Raw genomic sequence first — 17986 nt, forward strand, 5'->3', positions numbered from 1 at the left:
GCTAGTAATCAGCGCACTATTGGGCGGCCAGGCGAAATAATTCTTGCGCGTTGCGGGTGGTAGCGGCGGCCACGGCCTCGGGCGACTGGCTCAGCAGACTAGCCACGCGGTGCAGCACCAGCGGCAGGTAGGCGGGCTCGTTGCGCTTGCCGCGGTAGGGCACGGGGGCCAGGTAGGGGCAGTCGGTTTCGAGCACCAGGTGGGCTAAGTCAATGTGGGGCAGCACCTTATCGAGACCACCATTTTTGAAGGTAGCCACGCCGCCAATGCCCAGCTTGAAGCCGCCCAGCGCGATAATGCGCTCGGCCTCGGCCACGCCGTCGGAAAAGCAGTGAAACACGCCGCGCAGCTTGCCGTCCTGCGCCTCAGCCACCAGCTCAAACGCCTCCTCGAAGGCGCTGCGGGTGTGCAGCACAATGGGCAGGTCATATTGCTTGGCCAGGCGCAGCTGCGTGCGCAAAGCTTCCTGCTGCTGAGGCAGATAGGTTTTGTCCCAGTAGAGGTCGATGCCGCACTCCCCCACCGCTACGAAAGGGCGCCTGGCCAGCCAGTCGGCCACTAGTTGCAGCTCCTTTTCAAAATCGGGGCCCACGGAGCAGGGGTGCAGGCCCATCATGGCTAGGCAGGTGGTGGGCGCGGCGGCCTCCAGGGCCAGCATGGCGTCGATGGTGGTGCGGTCCACGTTGGGCAGTAGAATGGTGCCTACGCCGGCCGCCACGGCGCGGTGCAGCGCCTCGGCCTGGTCGGGCTTAAACTGCTCGGAGTAGAGGTGGGCGTGGGTTTCTATTAAATTCATTATCAATAAGTTGTGAGCTATTAGCCTTTAGCGGCTAGCTTTTAGCTTTCATTTTGACTAACAAGGCGCTGCCACTAATTCAATGGCAAACTGCTTTTCTGGCGAATACTTATTTTCTGCTAAGTAAGTGAGCCGCTGAGCCGCAGGCAGGGTACGTTGTCTTTGTAAAAAACCACTCCCTCGGCCGCCAGGCCAAAGCGTTGGTAGAAGGGCAGCGTGTGCTGGCGGGCAGCGCACCACAGCAAACGCGTGCCCTGCCTACGGGCGGTGGCCAGCACGTGCCGCAGCAGCGCCGTGCCCAGGCCCCGCCCCTACCAGGCCGGGTCGGTGGCAAACTTGCGGAAGCGGGCCACCCCATCGGGCCCCACGAACAGCGAAATTACCGCTACCAGCGCGCCCGCCACAAACGCGCCGAAGTGCTGCCCGGCCGCATCGTCGGGCGGCTGCACGTAGGCCAGCGGCTTGGCGGGCCACAGCACAGCGTGGCGCAGGGCGTAGGTGCCGGACGCCGCAACAGGCTGAATCAGGCAGGGCGCTACGCCTTGATTATCAATACGCTGCTCCTTATTCATTGCTCCTTACTCATTGATACTGCCGGCCCTTCCACTCTACGCCGCGGCGGCCCAGGAAGCGGGCCAGCGTGAGGTGCGTGGTAAGTACCAACGAATAGATTTCAAACGCGGGCAGCAGCCACCACGCCGGGCGGGGCAACCCGGCGCGGTGGCTGGCCGCCCGCGCCAGGGCGTAGTGGCCGATAATTTTCAGCGCCAGCGCGGCCAGCGCCAACCCCGGCCGGCCGGCCACGGCCAGGCCCAGCGCCGCCAGCCAGTAGCCGCTAAAAAAAATGAGCCCGGCCTGTACGTGCCAGGGCAGCGCCGCCACGCCGCGCAGCCAGCGCAGCCGCTGCCGCACCAGCGCGCCCCACGAGCCGGTGGGCAGCGACACCGCCCGCACGGCCGGCTCAAACAGTTGCCGGTAGCCAAACCCCTGCGCATTCACGGCTTCAAACAAGGCAAAATCTTCGGTGACGGAAAAGGGCAGCGCCTCGTAGCCGCCGGTGGCCCGGTAGGCGGCGCGGGTGATGAGCATGTTGTTGCCCATGGCCGTCATGGGTTGGCCAGCCTCAGTACCCACCTGAATGAGGGCCAGGGACATCAGCCAATCGAGCCCTTGGAGGCGGGCCAGCCAGCCGGGGCCGGCCACCACCGTGAGGCCCGTGACGGTGCCCACGCCGGGCGCGGCGTGGGCCAGCATGGCCGGCACCCAGGTGGGCGGCACGGCAATATCGGCATCGGTAATGAGCAGGTACTCGGCCTGTGCGGCGCGGGCGAGGTGGGCCAGCACGTTGGCCTTGCCACGCGCCTGACCCAGGTTTTCAATAATGCTAATTATTTGATAATCACCACTATATCCAGCCAGCGCTGCTTCGGCCACGGCGCGGGTGCGGTCGGTGCTGGCGTCGTCGCCCACCAGAATTTCGACCAGCTCGGCCGGGTAGTCGAGGGCGCGCAGGCTGGCCAGGCAGCGCGGCAGGGCCGCTTCCTCGTTGCGGGCGGCCACTAGGATGCTCACGCGGGGCGCGGGCGTGGGCAGCGCCGCCGGGGCCGCCGCGCCGCGCCGCGTGGCCAGCCGCCAGGTAGCGTAGGCCATCACGAGCAGCCACAGCGCGCAGTAAAAAAGACAGATTACCCCCACAGCATCACGGAAAACAATGCCGCAAAAGTACCCCCGCGCCCGGCGCTACACCAGCCCAAACTCAAACCCGCGCGCGCTATAGTGCGCCAGTAGGCGCGGCAGCAAAAAGCGCAGCGAGCGGCTGGCCTTGCGCGAGTCGTGCAGCACCAGGATATCGCCGGGCCGGGTGGCGGCCAGCGTGAGGCGCAGGGCGCGCTCGGGCGCGAGGCTGAGGTCGTAGTCGCGGGTGAGGAGGCTCCACATTACCACGCGGTAGTGCGGGCGCAGCGCGCGCAGCACCGGCCAGGTGAGCCGGCCATAGGGCGGGCGGAAAAGGGGTTTTAGGGTGTGAGGATAGGAGGGTATTGGGGAGTGAGGGTAGGAGGGTGTGAGGGTAGGAGGGTGTGGGAGTAGCACTTTATTTTCATCAGATTCTCCTACTCCCTTACCCTCATACCCTTCTACCTTCCTACCCTCATACCCTCCAACCCTAAAATCCTCCTCCCCTCTCAACAACGCTGCGCACTCGGCCACGCCAGCCAGGTAGGTAGCGCGGGGCGTGTTCCAGGCGCTGCGGTGGTGCTGGGTGTGGTTGCCGAGGCGGTGGCCGGCGGCCAGGGCGGCGCGGGCTATTTCGGGGTGGCGGACCAGGTTGTCGCCCACGCAAAAAAACGTGGCCGGGGCCTGGTAGGCGGCCAGCTGCGCCAGCACCCAGGGCGTTTCTTCCGGAATGGGGCCGTCGTCGAAGGTGAGGTAGAGGCGCGGGCGGCCCGTGGGGCCGGCCGGCGCGGCGCGCCACTCGCTGCCCGGAAACAAGGGGTGCAGCCAGGCCGGCGGGCGGGTGAGGGGGGAATTAATTAGGAAGGAAGAATTAGGAAGGAGAAATTAAAATACCGGCTTAGCCGCGGCGGGGCAGCCGCTGTTTATTGGTGGCGAACGTACACTAAGCAGGCGCGAAAGTACGTGCTCGTGGAAAAAGCGCGCCTATTCCCACACCAAGTACCTACTTCATACTTCTTCAGCTCTTCTACTTCATTCAAAACGCCATGCCCCGCAAGTCCTTCTCCGAACTCATCAACAGCCCCGGCATGCCCGTGCTGGTCGATTTTTATGCCGACTGGTGCGGCCCCTGCAAAACGATGGCCCCCATTCTGCAACAGGTGGCGACCCAGCACGAGGGCAAGCTGCGCATCATCAAAATCGACGTGGACAAAAACCCCGCCGTAGCCCAGCAATTCAAGGTGCAGAGCATTCCCACGCTCATTCTCTTCAGCCAGGGAAAGCCGGTGTGGCGGCAGGCGGGCGTAGTACCCGCCGCCCAAATTGGCCAGGCTGTGAGCCAGCACCTGAGCTAGCCGCTGGCTTTACGCTGGCTTTAGCGCCCGGCTGCCTTGCGGTGGCTGGGCGTTTTGGTGGAATAATTTCTTGCTATTCAACGCTTTACAATAAGCATTACTAAGCTGCCATACTATTTTCAGCAGCTTATTATTTATACTTAACAAATAGGTTCTTGTACTGAAAACAAACTCCTGCTTGAACCTTATGTACCAAATACCACGGTAAGCGGCTGGCCTCAGCCACCCTCCCCAACCCGGTTTCCCCACCCGGCGAACTTGCTTTTCCGCGTGGGGGTTTGGTGAATTGCCGCCCGTAGCGGCGTAGTTTTGAGTATGTTCGGAAAAGCGCGTCGATACGGATTATTAATTACGGGAGCGCTCTTGCTGGCTACTCCGCGCCCGGGCTGGGCGCAGGCGCAGCACGTGCTCAGCGGCCTGGTGCGCGGGGCCGATGGGGGCGCGCTGCCCGGCGCTTCGGTAACCGTGCTAGCCCTGAGTCTGGGCACTGCTACCGGCGCCGATGGCCGGTTTAGCCTGAGCCTGCCCGAGGGGCCGCAGCAAGTGGTAGTGTCGTTTGTGGGCTACGCGTCGCAAACGCTGAACGTTAACCTGCGCCGGCCGCAGCAGCACAACTTTACGCTGGCTGCGGCTACCAGCGAGCTGGGCGAGGTAGTGGTGCAGGGCCAGCAAACGCTGAAGCAAAAGCTGCAATCGACCCAAATGGGCGTCGAGCACCTCAGCATCCGCGAGGCCAAGCTGCTGCCGGCGCTGTTTGGGGAGGTTGATATCCTGAAAACCTTGCAGCTGAAGCCCGGCGTGCAGAGCGGCGGCGAGGGCAGCAGCGGCCTGTTTGTGCGCGGCGGCTCGTCCGACCAAAACCTGGTGCTTGTGGATAACGTGGTGGTGTACAACCCCAACCACTTGTTCGGGCTGTTCTCGGTGTTTAATTCCGACGCCGTGCAGAGCGTTGATTTATACAAATCGGGTTTCCCGGCGCAGTTTGGCGGGCGGCTCTCGTCGGTGGTCGATGTGAAGCTGCGCGAGGGCGACCGTAGCAAGTTTGTGACCACGGGCGGCATCGGGCTCATCTCGTCGCGCCTCAGCTTTGAGGGGCCGATTCAGCAGGGTAAGGGCTCGTTTATCGTGAGCGGGCGGCGCACGTATTTCGATATTTTTACCCGCGCCCTCAACCGCGCCAATGAAGGCAAGGAAGACTACACGCCCATTCCAGATTACTATTTCTACGACTTCAACGCCAAGGGCAACTATACGCTGGGCGACAAGGACCAGCTGTTTCTGACCGGCTACCTGGGGCGCGACGTATTCGGCTTTACCTCTCCCAATGGCTTCCAGGCCAAGTTTACCTGGGGCAACACGCTGGGCGCGCTGCGCTGGCAGCACGTGTATTCGCCCCGGCTCACGCTGAACACCACGGCCTCGGTGAGCAACTATAAGTACAATTTGGGCAACAGCCTCGACCAGTTCAGCTTCGACCTGGGCTCCACCATTCTGGACTACACCGGGCGCGCCGATTTCGACTACCTGCCCAACGACCGGCACACCATCAGGTTTGGGGCGGCGCTCACGCACCACAACTTTGGCGTGGGTCGCTTACAGCGCAGCTCGCAGGACAACAGCGTGAACTTCGGCTCCGACGTGAGCTACACCGGCCAGGAAGGCGGCTTGTATATCTCTGACAACGTGAAGGTTAGTGAGAAACTCCAGGCCGAGCTGGGCCTGCGGGCCACGGGCTTTCGCAGCGGCACCGACCTGCACGGCGGCCTGGAGCCCCGCTTGTCGGGCCGCTATTTGCTGAGCGACAAAATCGCGCTTAAGGGTAGCTATGCGCTTATGTACCAGTATGTTCACCTCGTGTCGAACTCGGGCGCGTCGCTGCCCACCGATATCTGGTATCCGTCGCGGCTGTCGGTGCTGCCGCAGCGCTCGCAGCAGGTGAGCACGGGCGCGAGCTTTTTACTGGGCGGCGGCAAGTACTTGCTTACCAACGAGGTATACTACAAGTGGGCCCGCAACCAGATTGACTTCAAGGACGGCGCGCAGATTTTTGCTAATAACGACCTCGACTCGCAGTTCCTGTTCGGGCGCGGCTGGGCCTACGGCAACGAGCTGTATCTGGAAAAGAAGACCGGCAAAACCACTGGCTGGGTGGGCTACACCCTGGCCTGGACCAAGCGCAACTTTCCGCCGCAGCTGGGTACTACGGGCATTAATAATGGCCAGGATTTTTACCCCAACTACGACCGGCGGCACAACCTGACGGTGGTGGTTATTCACCAACTCAATGCGCGTATCAGCCTCACGGCCAGCTTTGTGTACACGAGTGGCGCGCCCACTACGCTGCCGCTGGGCCGCTTCGCCATTCAGGATGTTTACCAGGGTGGCATTCAGGCGATACCCATTTACCCCGACCGCAACTCGTACCGGCTCATCCCCTACCACCGCCTCGACCTGGGCATGGTGTACAAGCTGCGCCCCTCACGCATTGGCGGCGAGCGCGACCTCACGTTCAGCATCTACAACGCTTATAATCGGCGCAATGCCTACTTCATTTACTTCGACCAAACCCGCGACAAGGCCACCGATAAGGTGACCGGCTACCGGGCGCAGCAGGTATCGCTGTTTCCGTTTATTCCGTCCGTGACGTACAATTTCAAACTCTGACCGCAGATTCAAACGGATTCAACGGATTTCGCAGATACGCCGCTTCGCGGCTGGCTTTTCTCTTTTTTTGGATACGGTTTTAGTTTTGTTTTTTATGGAAGTTCGTTTGTTTTTGGGCGTTTTGAGTGGGGTGATGCTGGCGGGTTGCGGTAAGTTTCAGAATGATGTGAACGTGCCCCTGCCCTACTACGCCAACCAGCTCGTGGCCGAATGCTACTTGCAGAACGGGGTGATACCGCAGCTTACCATTACCGAATCGGTTCCGTATCTGGACGACGGCCAGGCCATTGCGGCTGGCTCTCAGATTCTGAAGCTGGAGAATGGGCAAACGGTGCAGCTGCCTACCGATGTGGCGGTGACGCTTACGCTGCCCGGCGGGCGAGCCATGAAGATGATTTTCCTGCCCGGCATCAACCCCCTTACTGGTAAGTATTTTACGCACATCGGCACGGCTCCCATCGTGGCGCGGGCGGGCCAGCAGTTTGGCCTCGATGCGCAGGACAAGCGCGGGCGGCACATCACGGGCACCACCCTTGTGCCCACGTTCGTGCCGATTGACTCGGTGCGCTACCGCTTCAACGACCTCACCGGCGATAATAAGAAGGCGTATTTCCAAACCAAGTGGACCGACCTGGGCACTACCCGCGACTACTACCGCCTGATGCTGCACAAGGGCAAGCCGGCCAATAATTCTGAAACCGATAACACCCTCACGGACAGGCTTTTCAACGGCCAGCCTTACTCGCAGGTAACCACCTACCGCTTCCGGCCCAACGATACTGTAACGGCTACGCTCTACCACATCGACTCGCTGTTTTATGATTTTCGGCAGTCGATACGCGATGCGCGCAATGCCAATGGCAACCCGTTTTCGCAGCCTTCGGGCATCCACAGCACCGTGCAGGGCGGCATCGGCGTGTTTGCGGTGCTGGTGAGCGACCAGCGCCGGGTGGTATTGAAGTAGCTGTAGTACGTAACTGGTTTAATATTTTGCCCAAAACTGCCGCTCCTGCCGCCCAACACACCGTGCGCTACGGCCCGCACGAAGTAGCCTACCACCTGGAGTTTCGCCGGCGGCGTAGCGTAGGCTTTCGGGTGCTGGCTACCGGCGCGGTGCACGTGGCCGCGCCCCTGGGCACCCCGGCCGCCTGGGTGGCCGAGCAGGTGCTGCGCAAAGCCCCCTGGATACTGAAGCACCAGGCCCGGTTTGAGGCGGCGCGGCCGGTGGTGCCCGCCCGCCAATACCTCAGCGGTGAATCGCAACTTTTTCTGGGTCAGGAATATAGCTTATTGATAATTGACGCGACGCGGCCGGCCGTGCAGCTCCTTGATAACCAATTAGTAGTGGCCTACCCCGCGCCCCACGCGCCCGAGCGCACGGCGGCGCTGCTGGCCGGCTGGTACCGGCAGCAGGCCGCCGCGCAGTTTGCCCAGGCGCTGGCGCGCACCTGGCCCCGGTTTGCGGAATTTAGGCTGCCGGTGCCGACCCTGTTTGTGCGCCAGATGCAGACGCGCTGGGGCAGCTGCACGCCCGCCACGGGCCGCATTCGCCTGAATGTGGACCTCGTGCGCACCGACGAAACCTGCATCGACTACGTGCTGGTGCACGAGTGCTGCCACCTGCTGGTACCCGACCATTCGGCCCGGTTTTACGCGCTGCAAACCCGCCTGCTGCCCGGCTGGCAGCAGGCGAAAGCCTTGCTAGCCAGCCAGCAGCGCCTTCATTAGGGCCGTGAGGCGGGGCTCGGCCACGGCGGCGGCGGCCATTATCTCACTGATAACCACGGGCTTGAGCTGGCCGGGGTAGCACAGGTCGGTGATGACGGACACGGCCAGCACGGGCAACCCCATGTGGCGGGCGGCAATAACCTCGGGCACCGTGCTCATGCCCACGGCATCGGCCCCGATGGTACGCAGGTAGCGGTACTCGGCGGGGGTTTCGAGCATGGGGCCGGGCGCGGCCACGTACACGCCGCGCTGCGTGGTGCTGCCGTAGCCCAGGGCCACGGCGGCGGCACGCGCACGGGCCAGCAAATCAGCATCATACGGCGCAAACATATCGGGGAAGCGCGGGCCCAGCTCATCCAGGTTGGGGCCGATGAGCGGGTTGCCGGGCAGCAGGTTGATGTGGTCGTCGATGAGCATCAAATCCGACAGCGCAAACTCGGGATTTAGCCCACCAGCCGCGTTGCTCACGAATAACTGACTGATGCCTAGCAGCTTGAGCACGCGCACGGGTAGCACTACCTGCTGCATGGTGTAGCCCTCGTAGTAGTGAAAGCGGCCTTGCAGCACGGCTACCTTGTGGCCGGCCAGCGTGCCCAGCAGCAGGCGGCCGGCGTGGCTCTCCACCGTCGAGAGCGGGAAATTGGGAATATCGGCGTAGTTGATTTCAAATTCTACCTCAACCTCGCGGGCCAGCGCGCCCAGGCCGGTGCCGAGAATGATGCCCGTAGTAGGTTGGAAATTAGCAGAATGGGCCTGAATATAGGCGGCGGCTTCTTGAATGGCTTGCATTGGGAGAGTAATCAGATTGAGTGTTTACGCGAAAATTATAAAAGAACGTCATGCTGAGCTTGTCGAAGCATCTCTACCACGCCGCGGGGGTCACCGACTCAAACGGCGTGGTAGAGATGCTTCGACAAGCTCAGCATGACGTTCTATAACAAGTACTTATGACTTTACTGCGCCGTCAGACGGTCGTTGCTGGGGTCGGCATCCATGTAAAGGCCGTGGTCAAGGGCCACGGCCTGCACCACCTTGCCGGCCGGAATAACGAAGCTGGCCTGCTGCTGGTTGGCGCGCCAGATGTCGGCCGAGCGGTGCAGGGTTTCGGTGCTGCCGTCGGCGTAGGTCACTTTCAGGTCGACGGGCACGGCGAAGCCACCCACGTTTTTGAGGGATACCGTAGTGCCCTTGGCCGTTTTATCTAGTTTACTGATAGCCAAGTCAATATAGCCGTTGCTGAAAAACCAGTTGTTGAAAAACCACGTCAGGTCCTGGCCCGAGGCGTTGCTCATCGAGTTAAAATAATCCCACGGAATGGGGTGCTTGCCGTGCCAGCGGTCCATGTAGGCGTGCAGGCATTTCTTGAACAGCTCATCGCCCAGCATGTCCTTGAGGGCCAGGTAGCTAAGCGACGCTTTGCCGTAGGAGTTGTTGCCGTAGCCCGCCCTCAGCTCGCTGCTGGGCGTGATAACGGGCAGGTCCTCGGCCGTAGACCGGTCATTTATCCAGCGGTTTACCCGAAACTTGCGGTAGAACTCGTCGGCCGCCGCCACGCCGTTTTCGGCCCGCCCAATGAGCAGCTCAAACGTGGTGGCCCAGCCCTCGTCCATGAAGGCATAGCGGCTCTCATTGATGCCCATGTAGAACGGGAAATACGTGTGGGCGATTTCGTGGTCCTGCACCAGCTGCGCGAATTGCAGGTCTTTCTGGGGGCTGTCGTTCACCATCATGGGGTATTCCATGTCGGCAAAGCCCTGGATGACCGTCATTTTCGGGAACGGGTAGGGCACGCCCGGCCAGTTGCGCGAAAACCAGCTGAGCGCGTTCTGGCTGAACTTGACGGACGAGCGAAAATCGACCGTCGAGTCGGCGTAGGCGGCCTGCACGCTGGCCCGGCGCTTGGTGGCGGGGTCCACGATTACGCTGGCCGCGTCCCACACGTAGTGGTCGCTGAAGGCCAGGGTCACGTCCGAAATGTCGTCGGCCTTCCACACCCAGGTGTTGAAGGGCTGCTGGGCGGTGATGTTTTTCTTGGCCAAATCAGCGGCCGTGGCGATGTGCATAATCGCCTCGCTCGTCATCGATTTGTCCAGCTTCTTGGCGAAGGCGGGTTGCAACACCTGCTTCGGGTTTTGGAGCGTGCCGGTGGCCCACACAATGTAGTTGGCCGGCACCTTCACGCGCAACGTGTAGTTGTTGAAGTCGTTATAAAATTCCTTGCTATCCACAAACGGCAGACGGTCCCAGCCGTTGTAGTCGTCGTACACCGCGATGCGCGGGTAGAAGTAGGCCAGGAAGAACGTCGTTTTATCCAACATGCCTTCGCGCCCGCTTTCCAGCGAAATGGGGAAATGCCAGGCAAACGACAGCCGCACCGAGTCGTGGGGCGCCAGGGCCTTGGGCAGCGCAATGGTTTGGGCAGTGGCTGCCCCGCGCCCGTTGTAGGGCCGCGCCTGCCCGCCCACGGCAAACGAGTCGATGGCCACGCCGGTGGTCAGGTAGTCGGGCGAGGCGTCGCCGTCGCGGGACACGCCGGGCTTATGAATATTCTGGATAAGCCGAATAACCAGGCTCTTCAGCGTATCGGGGCTGTTGTTGAAATACGTAATTGTTTCACGCCCCTTGATGTCGCGGGCGGGCGGCGCGGCCTGCACCGTGATATTGTAGCGGGCCGTGTTTTGCCAGTATTTGGGGCCGGGCCGGCCGTCGGCGGCGCGGGTGCCTTTGTCAAACGCCCGCTTGATGTCGCGGGGCTGGTAGAGGGTGGTTTGAGCGGTGGCCGTGTGGGCGAGGCCGGCCAGCGCAAAGGCGCTGACAGCCAGGCGAAAAGATGGGGTTTTCATGTAGGAATCAGGGTTAATCCAGAACGTCATGCTGAGCTTGCCGAAGCATCTCTACCACGCCAGTAGGGTTGGTAACCCCAGCGGCGTGGTAGAGATGCTTCGGCAAGCTCAGCATGACGTTTTATTTTACTTATTAGTCAATTACTTGATTTCCAGCTCATACGGCAGGCGGGCTTGCACGCCGCGCATCTGCATAAGCTGCTGGTACTGGCGCACGGCCGGGTAAAGCGGGCCCAGCTTGGCTTGCAGCAGGCGGGCCTCGGCGGCGGCCTGCTCGTCCTCATCGCCGCCGGTGAAGCGGCCGAAGAACTTCTCCACCGCTGATTTCTGGCGCGGCAGGCGCTGCACGTTGTAGTCGTCGCCCTTGAGGTGGGCGCGGGCAGCCGCGATTTTCAGCGCGTCCTCATACGAGCCCAGCACATCGACCAGGCCGATTTCCTTACCCTCGGTGCCGCTCCACACGCGGCCCGAGGCAATGCGGCGCAGCTTCTCGACCGGCATGTGGCGGCCCAGGGCGGCCTTGCTGGTGAAGTCGGCGTAAATCTCGTTCACCGCTTGCTGCATCTGCTGCTTCTCGTAGGGCGAGAGGGCGCGGGTGATGGTGGGCAGGTCGGAGAACTTGCCGGTAGTGACGCGGTCCACGGTAATGCCCAGTTTATCAGCTAGTAAGGGCTGAATATTGGGCAGCACGCCGAATACGCCGATGCTGCCCGTGATGCTGTTGGGGTGAGCCACAATGGTGTCGCAGGCCATGGCGATGTAGTAGCCGCCGCTGGCCGCCACGTCGCTCATACTGGCGATAATGGGCTTTACTTTCTTGGTGAGCAGCACTTCGCGGTAAATAATGTCGGAGGCCAGCGACGAGCCGCCCGGCGAGTTGATGCGCAGCACTACGGCCTTCACCTTGTCGTCGAGCCGCACCTTGCGGATGGCCTCGGCAAACTTGTCGCTGCCGATGTTATCGTCGGAGCCCCGGCCGCTTACGATGTCGCCTTCGGCGTAGATAACGGCGATGCGGTTGCCGCTGGTGCTGCCTTCGTCGGTTTTGTTGTTGTTCTGGTAGTCGCTCAGGCTCACGAGGCTGGGCTTTTTATCGGCCTTCACGCCCAGCTTGTTACGCAGGTAATCCTGCACTTCGTCGTAGTAGCCGAGCTTGGTCACGAGGTGCAGTCGCAGGGCATCCTTGGCGTTGTGCACCAGCATCGAGTCGGAGATAACGTGCAGGCGGGGCACCGCAATCTGCCGGCTCTTGGCTACTTGCCCAATCATGTGGTTGTTGAGCGAGTTGAGGTACGACACCGTTTGGTAGCGGGCCGAGTCGGAGAAGTTTTCGCGGAAAAACGGCTCTACGGCGCTCTTAAAGGAGCCCACCCGGAAGATGTAGGGCTCAATGCCCGCCTTGTCGAACAGCCGCTTGTAGAACATCACCTCCGAGCTGAGGCCGTTGAACTCCAGCGTGCCCTGCGGATTCAGGTAAATCTCGTTGGCAACTGACGAAAGGTAGTAGCTTTTTTCGGAGGCGATTTCGTGGTACGCCACGATAAATTTGCCGCTCTTTTTGAAGTCGAGCAGCGCGTCGCGCACTTCCTCCAGCGAGGCCATGCCGCCCTGCACCAGCTCCAGGTTGAGCAGGATGCCCTTGATATCGCCGTCGGCTTTGGCCCGGCGGATAACTTCCTTCAGCCCTACCAGCCCGATGGTGGAGCCGCTACTGCTCAACAGGTCAGCGCTTTCCTTACGTTCTGAAATCGGCTTGTCGAGCTTCAGCTCCAGCACCGAGTTGCTGGCCACGGGCTTATCGGAGCTGCTGCCAAGAGCCGCGCCCAGCCCAACCAGCAGCACAACGCCCAGCAACGAAAACACCAGCAAGCCCACCAGGGTGGCCAGCACAAACTTAAAAAATTGTCCCATAAAATCGCAGATTTAGACAGATTGCGCGGATTTCGCTGATTCGAATGGCGCGGCTGGCTGGTTAGTTAAAAATCGTGACAAGATACATGCCTGCCTTGGCGACGCGGGCTGGCGGAGCGCTTTGCGTGGTATTTATCGGGGCAGCCAGCGCGGCATTACACTTGGCTAACGCTACTCCGTCCCAGCCACCGCAAACTCTGCGCGGAACACAGCCGCGCCATTCGAATCAGCGAAATCCGCGCAATCTGTCTAAATCTGCGATTAAGGCTGCGATTTAATACGCGTACTTCTCCTGCCACCACTCGCGCAGGCGCTCCCGTATTTTGGCCTCGGCGGGGTTGTCGCCGGGGTCGTAGTAGCGGGTGCCGCTGAGGGCATCGGGCATGAATTCCTGGTAGGCGAAGTTGCCCGCGGCGTTGTGCGAATACTGGTAGGCCTGGCCGTAGCCCAGCTCCTTGAGCAGCTTGGTGGGGGCGTTGCGCAGCGGCACCGGCACGGGGTGCACGCCCTGCGCGCGCACCTGCGCCTGCGCCGCCCGAATGGCCGTGTAGGCCGCGTTGCTCTTGGGCGAAGTAGCCAGGTAAATAACTGTCTGCGAGAGAATTAAATCTGACTCGGGAATCCCGATAACGGTGCAGGCCTGGAAGCAGCTCTGGGCCAGCAGCAGGGCATTGGGGTTGGCGTTGCCGATGTCTTCGGAAGACAAAATGAGCAGACGACGGGCGATGAATTTCACGTCCTCGCCGCCTTCCAGCATCACGGCCAGGTAGTAGAGCGCCGCGTTGGGGTCGGAGCCGCGAATGCTTTTGATAAAGGCCGAAATCACGTCGTAGTGCATCTCGCCGCCTTTGTCGTAGCGGGCCAGTGGGCGCTGGGCGGTGAGCTGCACGGCGGCATCGGTGAGCTGCACGCGGCCGGCGGCATCGGGCGGGGTGCTTTGCACCACCAGCTCCAGCAGGCCCAGCAGCTTGCGCGCATCGCCGCCGCTGAGGGCCAGCAGGGCGTGGTCCTCCACCACATCAACGGGAATTTTGCGCAGCATCTCATCCTCGGCCAGGGCGCGGCGCACTATTTCGCGCAGCGTGTCGGCGCTCAGCGCCTCCAGCGTATAGACCTGGCAGCGTGAGAGTAAGGCCGGAATAACTTCGAACGACGGGTTTTCGGTAGTGGCCCCGATGAGCGTGACGGTGCCGTTCTCCACCGCGCCCAGCAGCGCATCCTGCTGCGCCTTGCTGAAGCGGTGTATCTCATCAATAAACAGCACGGTGCCGGTTTGCTTCTTGGCTCGCTCGATGATTTCGCGCACGTCTTTCACCCCGGCATTAATGGCCGAGAGCATGGCGAACGGTCGCTTCAACTCCTCGGCTAGCAGCAGGGCCAGGGTGGTTTTGCCCACGCCCGGTGGGCCCCACAGGATGAGCGAGGGCAGGCGGCCCGCGGCCAGGTAGCGGCGCAACACGCCGTTTTCGCCCAGCAGGTGGGTTTGGCCGGCGTAGTCTTGCAGGCGGCGCGGGCGGCGGCGCTCGGCCAAGGGCGCGGCGGTGGGGGTATCAAAAAGGGAAGCCATAATGCGGAGTAACGGAAGTAGCGCGAACTTTGTGGCCCGCGGCTCGCGCGGGTCAACTTCAAGCTGCCAGCCACTTCTGACCCAAACGCGAACTACAAAGTTCGCGCTACTTCGCGCCCCTCCCCTATGGTTTCCAAATTTCGGCTGCACACGGCCCTGTTCTTGGTTTCGCTGATTTACGCGGCCACGTACAGCTTGGCTAAGGATATTATGCCGCTCTACATGCAGCCGCTGGGCATCGTGACGCTGCGCATTGCGGGGGCCTCGCTGTTTTTTGCCGTGGCCAAGCGGCTGGCCGCGCCGCACGAGCGCATCAGCGGGCGGGCCGACAATGTGCGGGCCATTTTGTGCGGCGTGCTGGGCATCGGGCTCAATCAGCTCTCCTTCTTCGCGGGTCTCAACCTGACTACGCCCATCAATGCCTCGCTGCTCCAAACCGTCTCGCCCATTGTGGTGGTGGTGGCCTCGGCGGTGCTGCTCAAGGATAAAATCACGCTGCCCAAGGTGGTGGGTATTTGCCTGGGCGCGGCCGGCGCGGCAGCCCTCATCCTGAGCCGGCCCAGCAACGGCGCGGTGCCGCAGGAGGCTTTCCTGGGCAACCTCTACTTGCTGCTCAACGCCACCGTGTTTGGCCTGTACCTGGTGCTGGTAGCGCCACTCATGCGCAAGTACCACGCCTTCACGGTGTTGGCGCGCATCTTTATTGTGGGGGCAGTTATTGCCGTGCCGGTGGGCCTGCCGCAGGCCCTGGCGGCCGACTACGCCAGCTTCCCGCTCTACATCTGGGGCGAGCTGGGGTACATGATTTTCTTCCTCACCATACTGGCTTACTTGCTGAATAACTGGGCGTTGAAGTACGCCACGCCGGCGCTGCTGGGCGTGTACATCTACCTCCAGCCGGTGCTGGCCGTGGGCATCGCCGTGGCCACCGGCAAAGACCGCCTCACCCTGGATAAGGGCTGGCAGGCGGCCCTCATCTTCGTGGGCGTGTGGCTGGTGAGCCGTAAGCCCAGGGCGGCAGTGGTGAAGTAGCGCGGACTCTCAGTCCGCACATGGTGTAACTCGTTCGTCCGCGGACTGAAAGTCCGCGCTACTTTTTACCAACATTCTTCGCCTGTGGCCGTTTGCAAAGCCCATCCTTTGCTCAACCACCCGCATGAATTTTACTGGTAAGAATATCCTCCTCATCGGCGCTTCGTCCGGTATCGGGCTAGCCACGGCGCAGCTGCTGCACGCTGGCGGCGCTACGCTGTTCACCGCCTCACGCCACCTCTCCGAGGAGCTGGCCGCCCTCGGCACCACCCAGATTACCTACGACGCCACCCAGCCCATCGGCACGGCCTTCGACGCGCTGCCCGAGGTGCTGCACGGCCTCGTGTACTGCCCCGGCTCCATCAAGCTGCGCCCTTTTGAGCGCGTGCCGCTCGATGATTTTCGCAGCGATTTCGAGCTGAACGTGCTCGGCGCAGTGCAGGCGCTGCAAGCCACCGCCAAGCGCCTCAAAAAGGCCGAGGGCGGCGCTAGCGTGGTATTGTTCAGCACGGTAGCCGCGGCCGTGGGCATGAGCTTCCACACCAGCATTGCCACCGCCAAGGCGGCTATCGAGGGCCTCACCCGCGCCCTGGCTGCCGAGTATGCCGCCAGCGGGCTGCGCGTCAACTGCCTGGCCCCCAGCCTCACCGATACGCCGCTGGCCGCCGCCCTGCTCAACACCCCCGAAAAAGCCGAGGCCGGCGCCAAGCGCCACCCCTTGCAGCGCGTGGGCCAGCCCGCCGACCTGGCCAACATGGCCGCCTTCCTCCTCTCCGACCAGGCCACCTTCATCACGGGCCAGGTGCTGGCCGTGGATGGTGGCATGGGCAAGTTGAAGTAGGAGAACTTAGCATTTAAATAAGAACGTCATGCTGAGCTTGCCGAAGCATCGCGCGTGGGGTTGTAATCAATACCGTTAAACGATTGAGTTACTACCCCGCGCGCGATGCTTCGGCAAGCTCAGCATGACGTTCTTTACAAAGAACTTAAACCCATGAAAATCACCCTCTTCTGGCACCGGCGCGACCTGCGCTTCCCCGACAATACGGGCCTGGCCGCCGCCTTGGAAAGCGGCCACCCCGTGCTTCCGCTATTCATCTACGACCAGACCATCCTGGAAAAACTCCCGAAGGATGACGCCCGGCTCACCTTCATCTTCGACCAGGTAGAGCGCCTGGCGCACGAGGCCCAGCAGGCCGGCGGCGGCCTGCTGGCCCGCTACGGCCGCACGCCGGAGGTGTTTACTAAGCTCCTGAAAGACTACGACATAGCGGCAGTATATACCAACGAGGACTACGAGCCCTACGCCACCGAGCGCGACGCGGCCATTGCGCAGCTGCTCGAAAAAGCGGGCGTGGAGTTCAAGGCGTTCAAAGACCAGGTAATTTTTGCCAAGGACGAGGTGCTGACCAAGAACGGCAAGCCCTCCAAGGTATTCGGCGCGTACTCGAAGGCCTGGCAGGCCAAGGCGACGCCCGCCGATTTTGAGCCGCACCCCTCGGCCCGGCTTTTCAAAAAGGAGAACCTGGCGCGCCCGCACGCCGGCGATGCCAAGCGCCCCACGCTCAAGGACATGGGCTTTGAGCGGCACGAGCAGCCCACGCCGCCCGCGCACCTACCCGCCCCGGCAGTGGTAAAAAACTACGATAAGGTGCGCGACTTCCCGGCCGATAACAAGGGCACCACGCACATGTCGGTGCACCTGCGCTTCGGCACCATCAGCATCCGGCAGCTCATGAAGCAGGCCAACGAGCTGAATAACAAGCTCCTGAATGAGATGATATGGCGCGACTTCTTCATGATGTTGCTCTGGCATTTCCCCAATACCGCCACCGAAGCCTACGACCCCAAGATGCGGCACCTACCCTATCGTGATGACCCTGAGCAGTATAAAGCCTGGTGCGAGGGCCGTACCGGCTACCCGCTCGTAGATGCCGGCATGCGCCAGCTCAACCAAACGGGTTACATGCACAACCGCGCCCGCATTGCCACGGCCGGCTTCCTGGTGAAGCAGCTGTTCATGGACTGGACGCTCGGCGAGCACTATTTCTCCGAGAAGCTCATCGACTATGACATGAGCAATAACATAGGCAACTGGCAGTGGATGGCCGGCACCGGGGCCGTGGCCGCGCCCTGGTTTCGGGTCTACAGCCCCGATAGCCAGCAAAAACAGTACGACCCCGAGTACAAGTACGTGAAGCAGTGGGTGCCCGAGTTTGGCACCGATAAGTACCCCGCTCCCATCGTGGACCACAAATTTGGCCGCGAGCGCGCCATCGACGCCATCCGCCAGGGCCGCAAGTAGCGCGAACTTTTCAGTTCGTGCGCGAGCGCAGCGAGTAGCTGGCGGCCGCTGGCATCAGAACTCGCTGCACCCATATACGAACTGGAAAGTTCGCGCTACTTGCCGAACCGG

Annotated in this window: 16 protein-coding genes; 7 read left to right on the forward strand and 9 right to left on the reverse strand. The window is 61.9% G+C overall.

All coding sequences use genetic code 11. The features are described 5' to 3' along the window. Positions 1-16 precede the first annotated feature (16 nt). From QMK33_RS17390 to QMK33_RS17410, 5 genes are all read right to left on the reverse strand, one after another. On the reverse strand, positions 17-796 hold the full coding sequence (locus tag QMK33_RS17390; RefSeq protein ID WP_283565889.1) for a TatD family hydrolase: 780 nt from the start codon (positions 794-796) through the stop codon (positions 17-19). Positions 797-915: 119 nt separating this feature from the next. Beyond that, positions 916-1098 (reverse strand): GNAT family N-acetyltransferase, encoded by a 183-nt coding sequence (locus QMK33_RS17395; RefSeq protein WP_283565939.1) that lies wholly within the window; start codon positions 1096-1098, stop codon positions 916-918. A 9-nt stretch (positions 1099-1107) separates the two neighbouring features. Continuing rightward, positions 1108-1368 carry a GNAT family N-acetyltransferase gene (locus QMK33_RS17400; RefSeq protein ID WP_283565890.1) on the reverse strand — a complete coding sequence of 87 codons (261 nt, stop codon included), beginning with the start codon at positions 1366-1368 and terminating at the stop codon, positions 1108-1110. Between the two features lie 10 nt (positions 1369-1378). Beyond that, on the reverse strand, positions 1379-2491 hold the full coding sequence (locus QMK33_RS17405; protein WP_283565891.1) for a glycosyltransferase: 1113 nt from the start codon (positions 2489-2491) through the stop codon (positions 1379-1381). Between the two features lie 45 nt (positions 2492-2536). Beyond that, positions 2537-3286: a polysaccharide deacetylase family protein gene (locus tag QMK33_RS17410; protein WP_283565892.1), complete on the reverse strand. Its 750-nt coding sequence runs from the start codon at positions 3284-3286 to the stop codon at positions 2537-2539. Between the two features lie 230 nt (positions 3287-3516). Between QMK33_RS17410 and trxA the strand changes: the two genes are divergently transcribed. The 4 genes from trxA to QMK33_RS17430 all read left to right on the forward strand — a co-directional run bounded on the left by trxA (position 3517) and on the right by QMK33_RS17430 (position 8217). Beyond that, on the forward strand, positions 3517-3825 hold the full coding sequence (gene trxA / locus QMK33_RS17415; RefSeq protein WP_283565893.1) for a thioredoxin: 309 nt from the start codon (positions 3517-3519) through the stop codon (positions 3823-3825). A gap of 363 nt (positions 3826-4188) precedes the next feature. Then, positions 4189-6489 carry a TonB-dependent receptor gene (locus QMK33_RS17420; RefSeq protein ID WP_283565894.1) on the forward strand — a complete coding sequence of 767 codons (2301 nt, stop codon included), beginning with the start codon at positions 4189-4191 and terminating at the stop codon, positions 6487-6489. 94 nt (positions 6490-6583) lie between these two features. After that, complete coding sequence (locus QMK33_RS17425) at positions 6584-7453, forward strand: DUF4249 domain-containing protein (RefSeq protein WP_283565895.1); 870 nt, start codon at positions 6584-6586, stop codon at positions 7451-7453. Positions 7454-7479: 26 nt separating this feature from the next. Continuing rightward, the gene (locus QMK33_RS17430) at positions 7480-8217 is read left to right on the forward strand and encodes a M48 family metallopeptidase (RefSeq protein WP_283565896.1); all 738 of its coding nucleotides are present in this window, start codon (positions 7480-7482) and stop codon (positions 8215-8217) included. On the opposite strand, the gene QMK33_RS17435 is transcribed toward QMK33_RS17430, so the two are convergent. The 4 genes from QMK33_RS17435 to QMK33_RS17450 all read right to left on the reverse strand — a co-directional run bounded on the left by QMK33_RS17435 (position 8191) and on the right by QMK33_RS17450 (position 14538). After that, positions 8191-9006, reverse strand: coding sequence for a purine-nucleoside phosphorylase (locus QMK33_RS17435; protein ID WP_283565897.1), 816 nt, complete (start codon positions 9004-9006; stop codon positions 8191-8193). The genes QMK33_RS17430 and QMK33_RS17435 overlap by 27 nt on opposite strands. Before the next feature lie 164 nt (positions 9007-9170). Then, a complete protein-coding gene (locus QMK33_RS17440; protein ID WP_283565898.1) occupies positions 9171-11060 on the reverse strand; it encodes a M1 family metallopeptidase in 1890 nt (629 codons plus the stop codon). A gap of 141 nt (positions 11061-11201) precedes the next feature. Continuing rightward, positions 11202-12971, reverse strand: coding sequence for a signal peptide peptidase SppA (sppA, locus tag QMK33_RS17445; RefSeq protein ID WP_283565899.1), 1770 nt, complete (start codon positions 12969-12971; stop codon positions 11202-11204). Positions 12972-13245: 274 nt separating this feature from the next. Further along, entirely contained in the window at positions 13246-14538 is a 1293-nt protein-coding gene (locus tag QMK33_RS17450; protein ID WP_283565900.1) for a replication-associated recombination protein A, read from the reverse strand. 126 nt (positions 14539-14664) lie between these two features. Here QMK33_RS17450 and QMK33_RS17455 point away from each other — a divergent pair, with 126 nt between their 5' ends. The 3 genes from QMK33_RS17455 (at position 14665) to QMK33_RS17465 (ending at position 17875) form a co-directional block, all read left to right on the forward strand. Continuing rightward, positions 14665-15570: a DMT family transporter gene (locus QMK33_RS17455; protein ID WP_283565901.1), complete on the forward strand. Its 906-nt coding sequence runs from the start codon at positions 14665-14667 to the stop codon at positions 15568-15570. Between the two features lie 124 nt (positions 15571-15694). After that, on the forward strand, positions 15695-16411 hold the full coding sequence (locus QMK33_RS17460) for an SDR family NAD(P)-dependent oxidoreductase (protein ID WP_283565902.1): 717 nt from the start codon (positions 15695-15697) through the stop codon (positions 16409-16411). A 153-nt stretch (positions 16412-16564) separates the two neighbouring features. Next, on the forward strand, positions 16565-17875 hold the full coding sequence (locus tag QMK33_RS17465) for a cryptochrome/photolyase family protein (RefSeq protein WP_283565903.1): 1311 nt from the start codon (positions 16565-16567) through the stop codon (positions 17873-17875). Positions 17876-17986: the final 111 nt, after the last annotated feature.

It is taken from the genome of Hymenobacter sp. H14-R3, from assembly GCF_030063445.1.
Lineage (GTDB): Bacteria > Bacteroidota > Bacteroidia > Cytophagales > Hymenobacteraceae > Hymenobacter.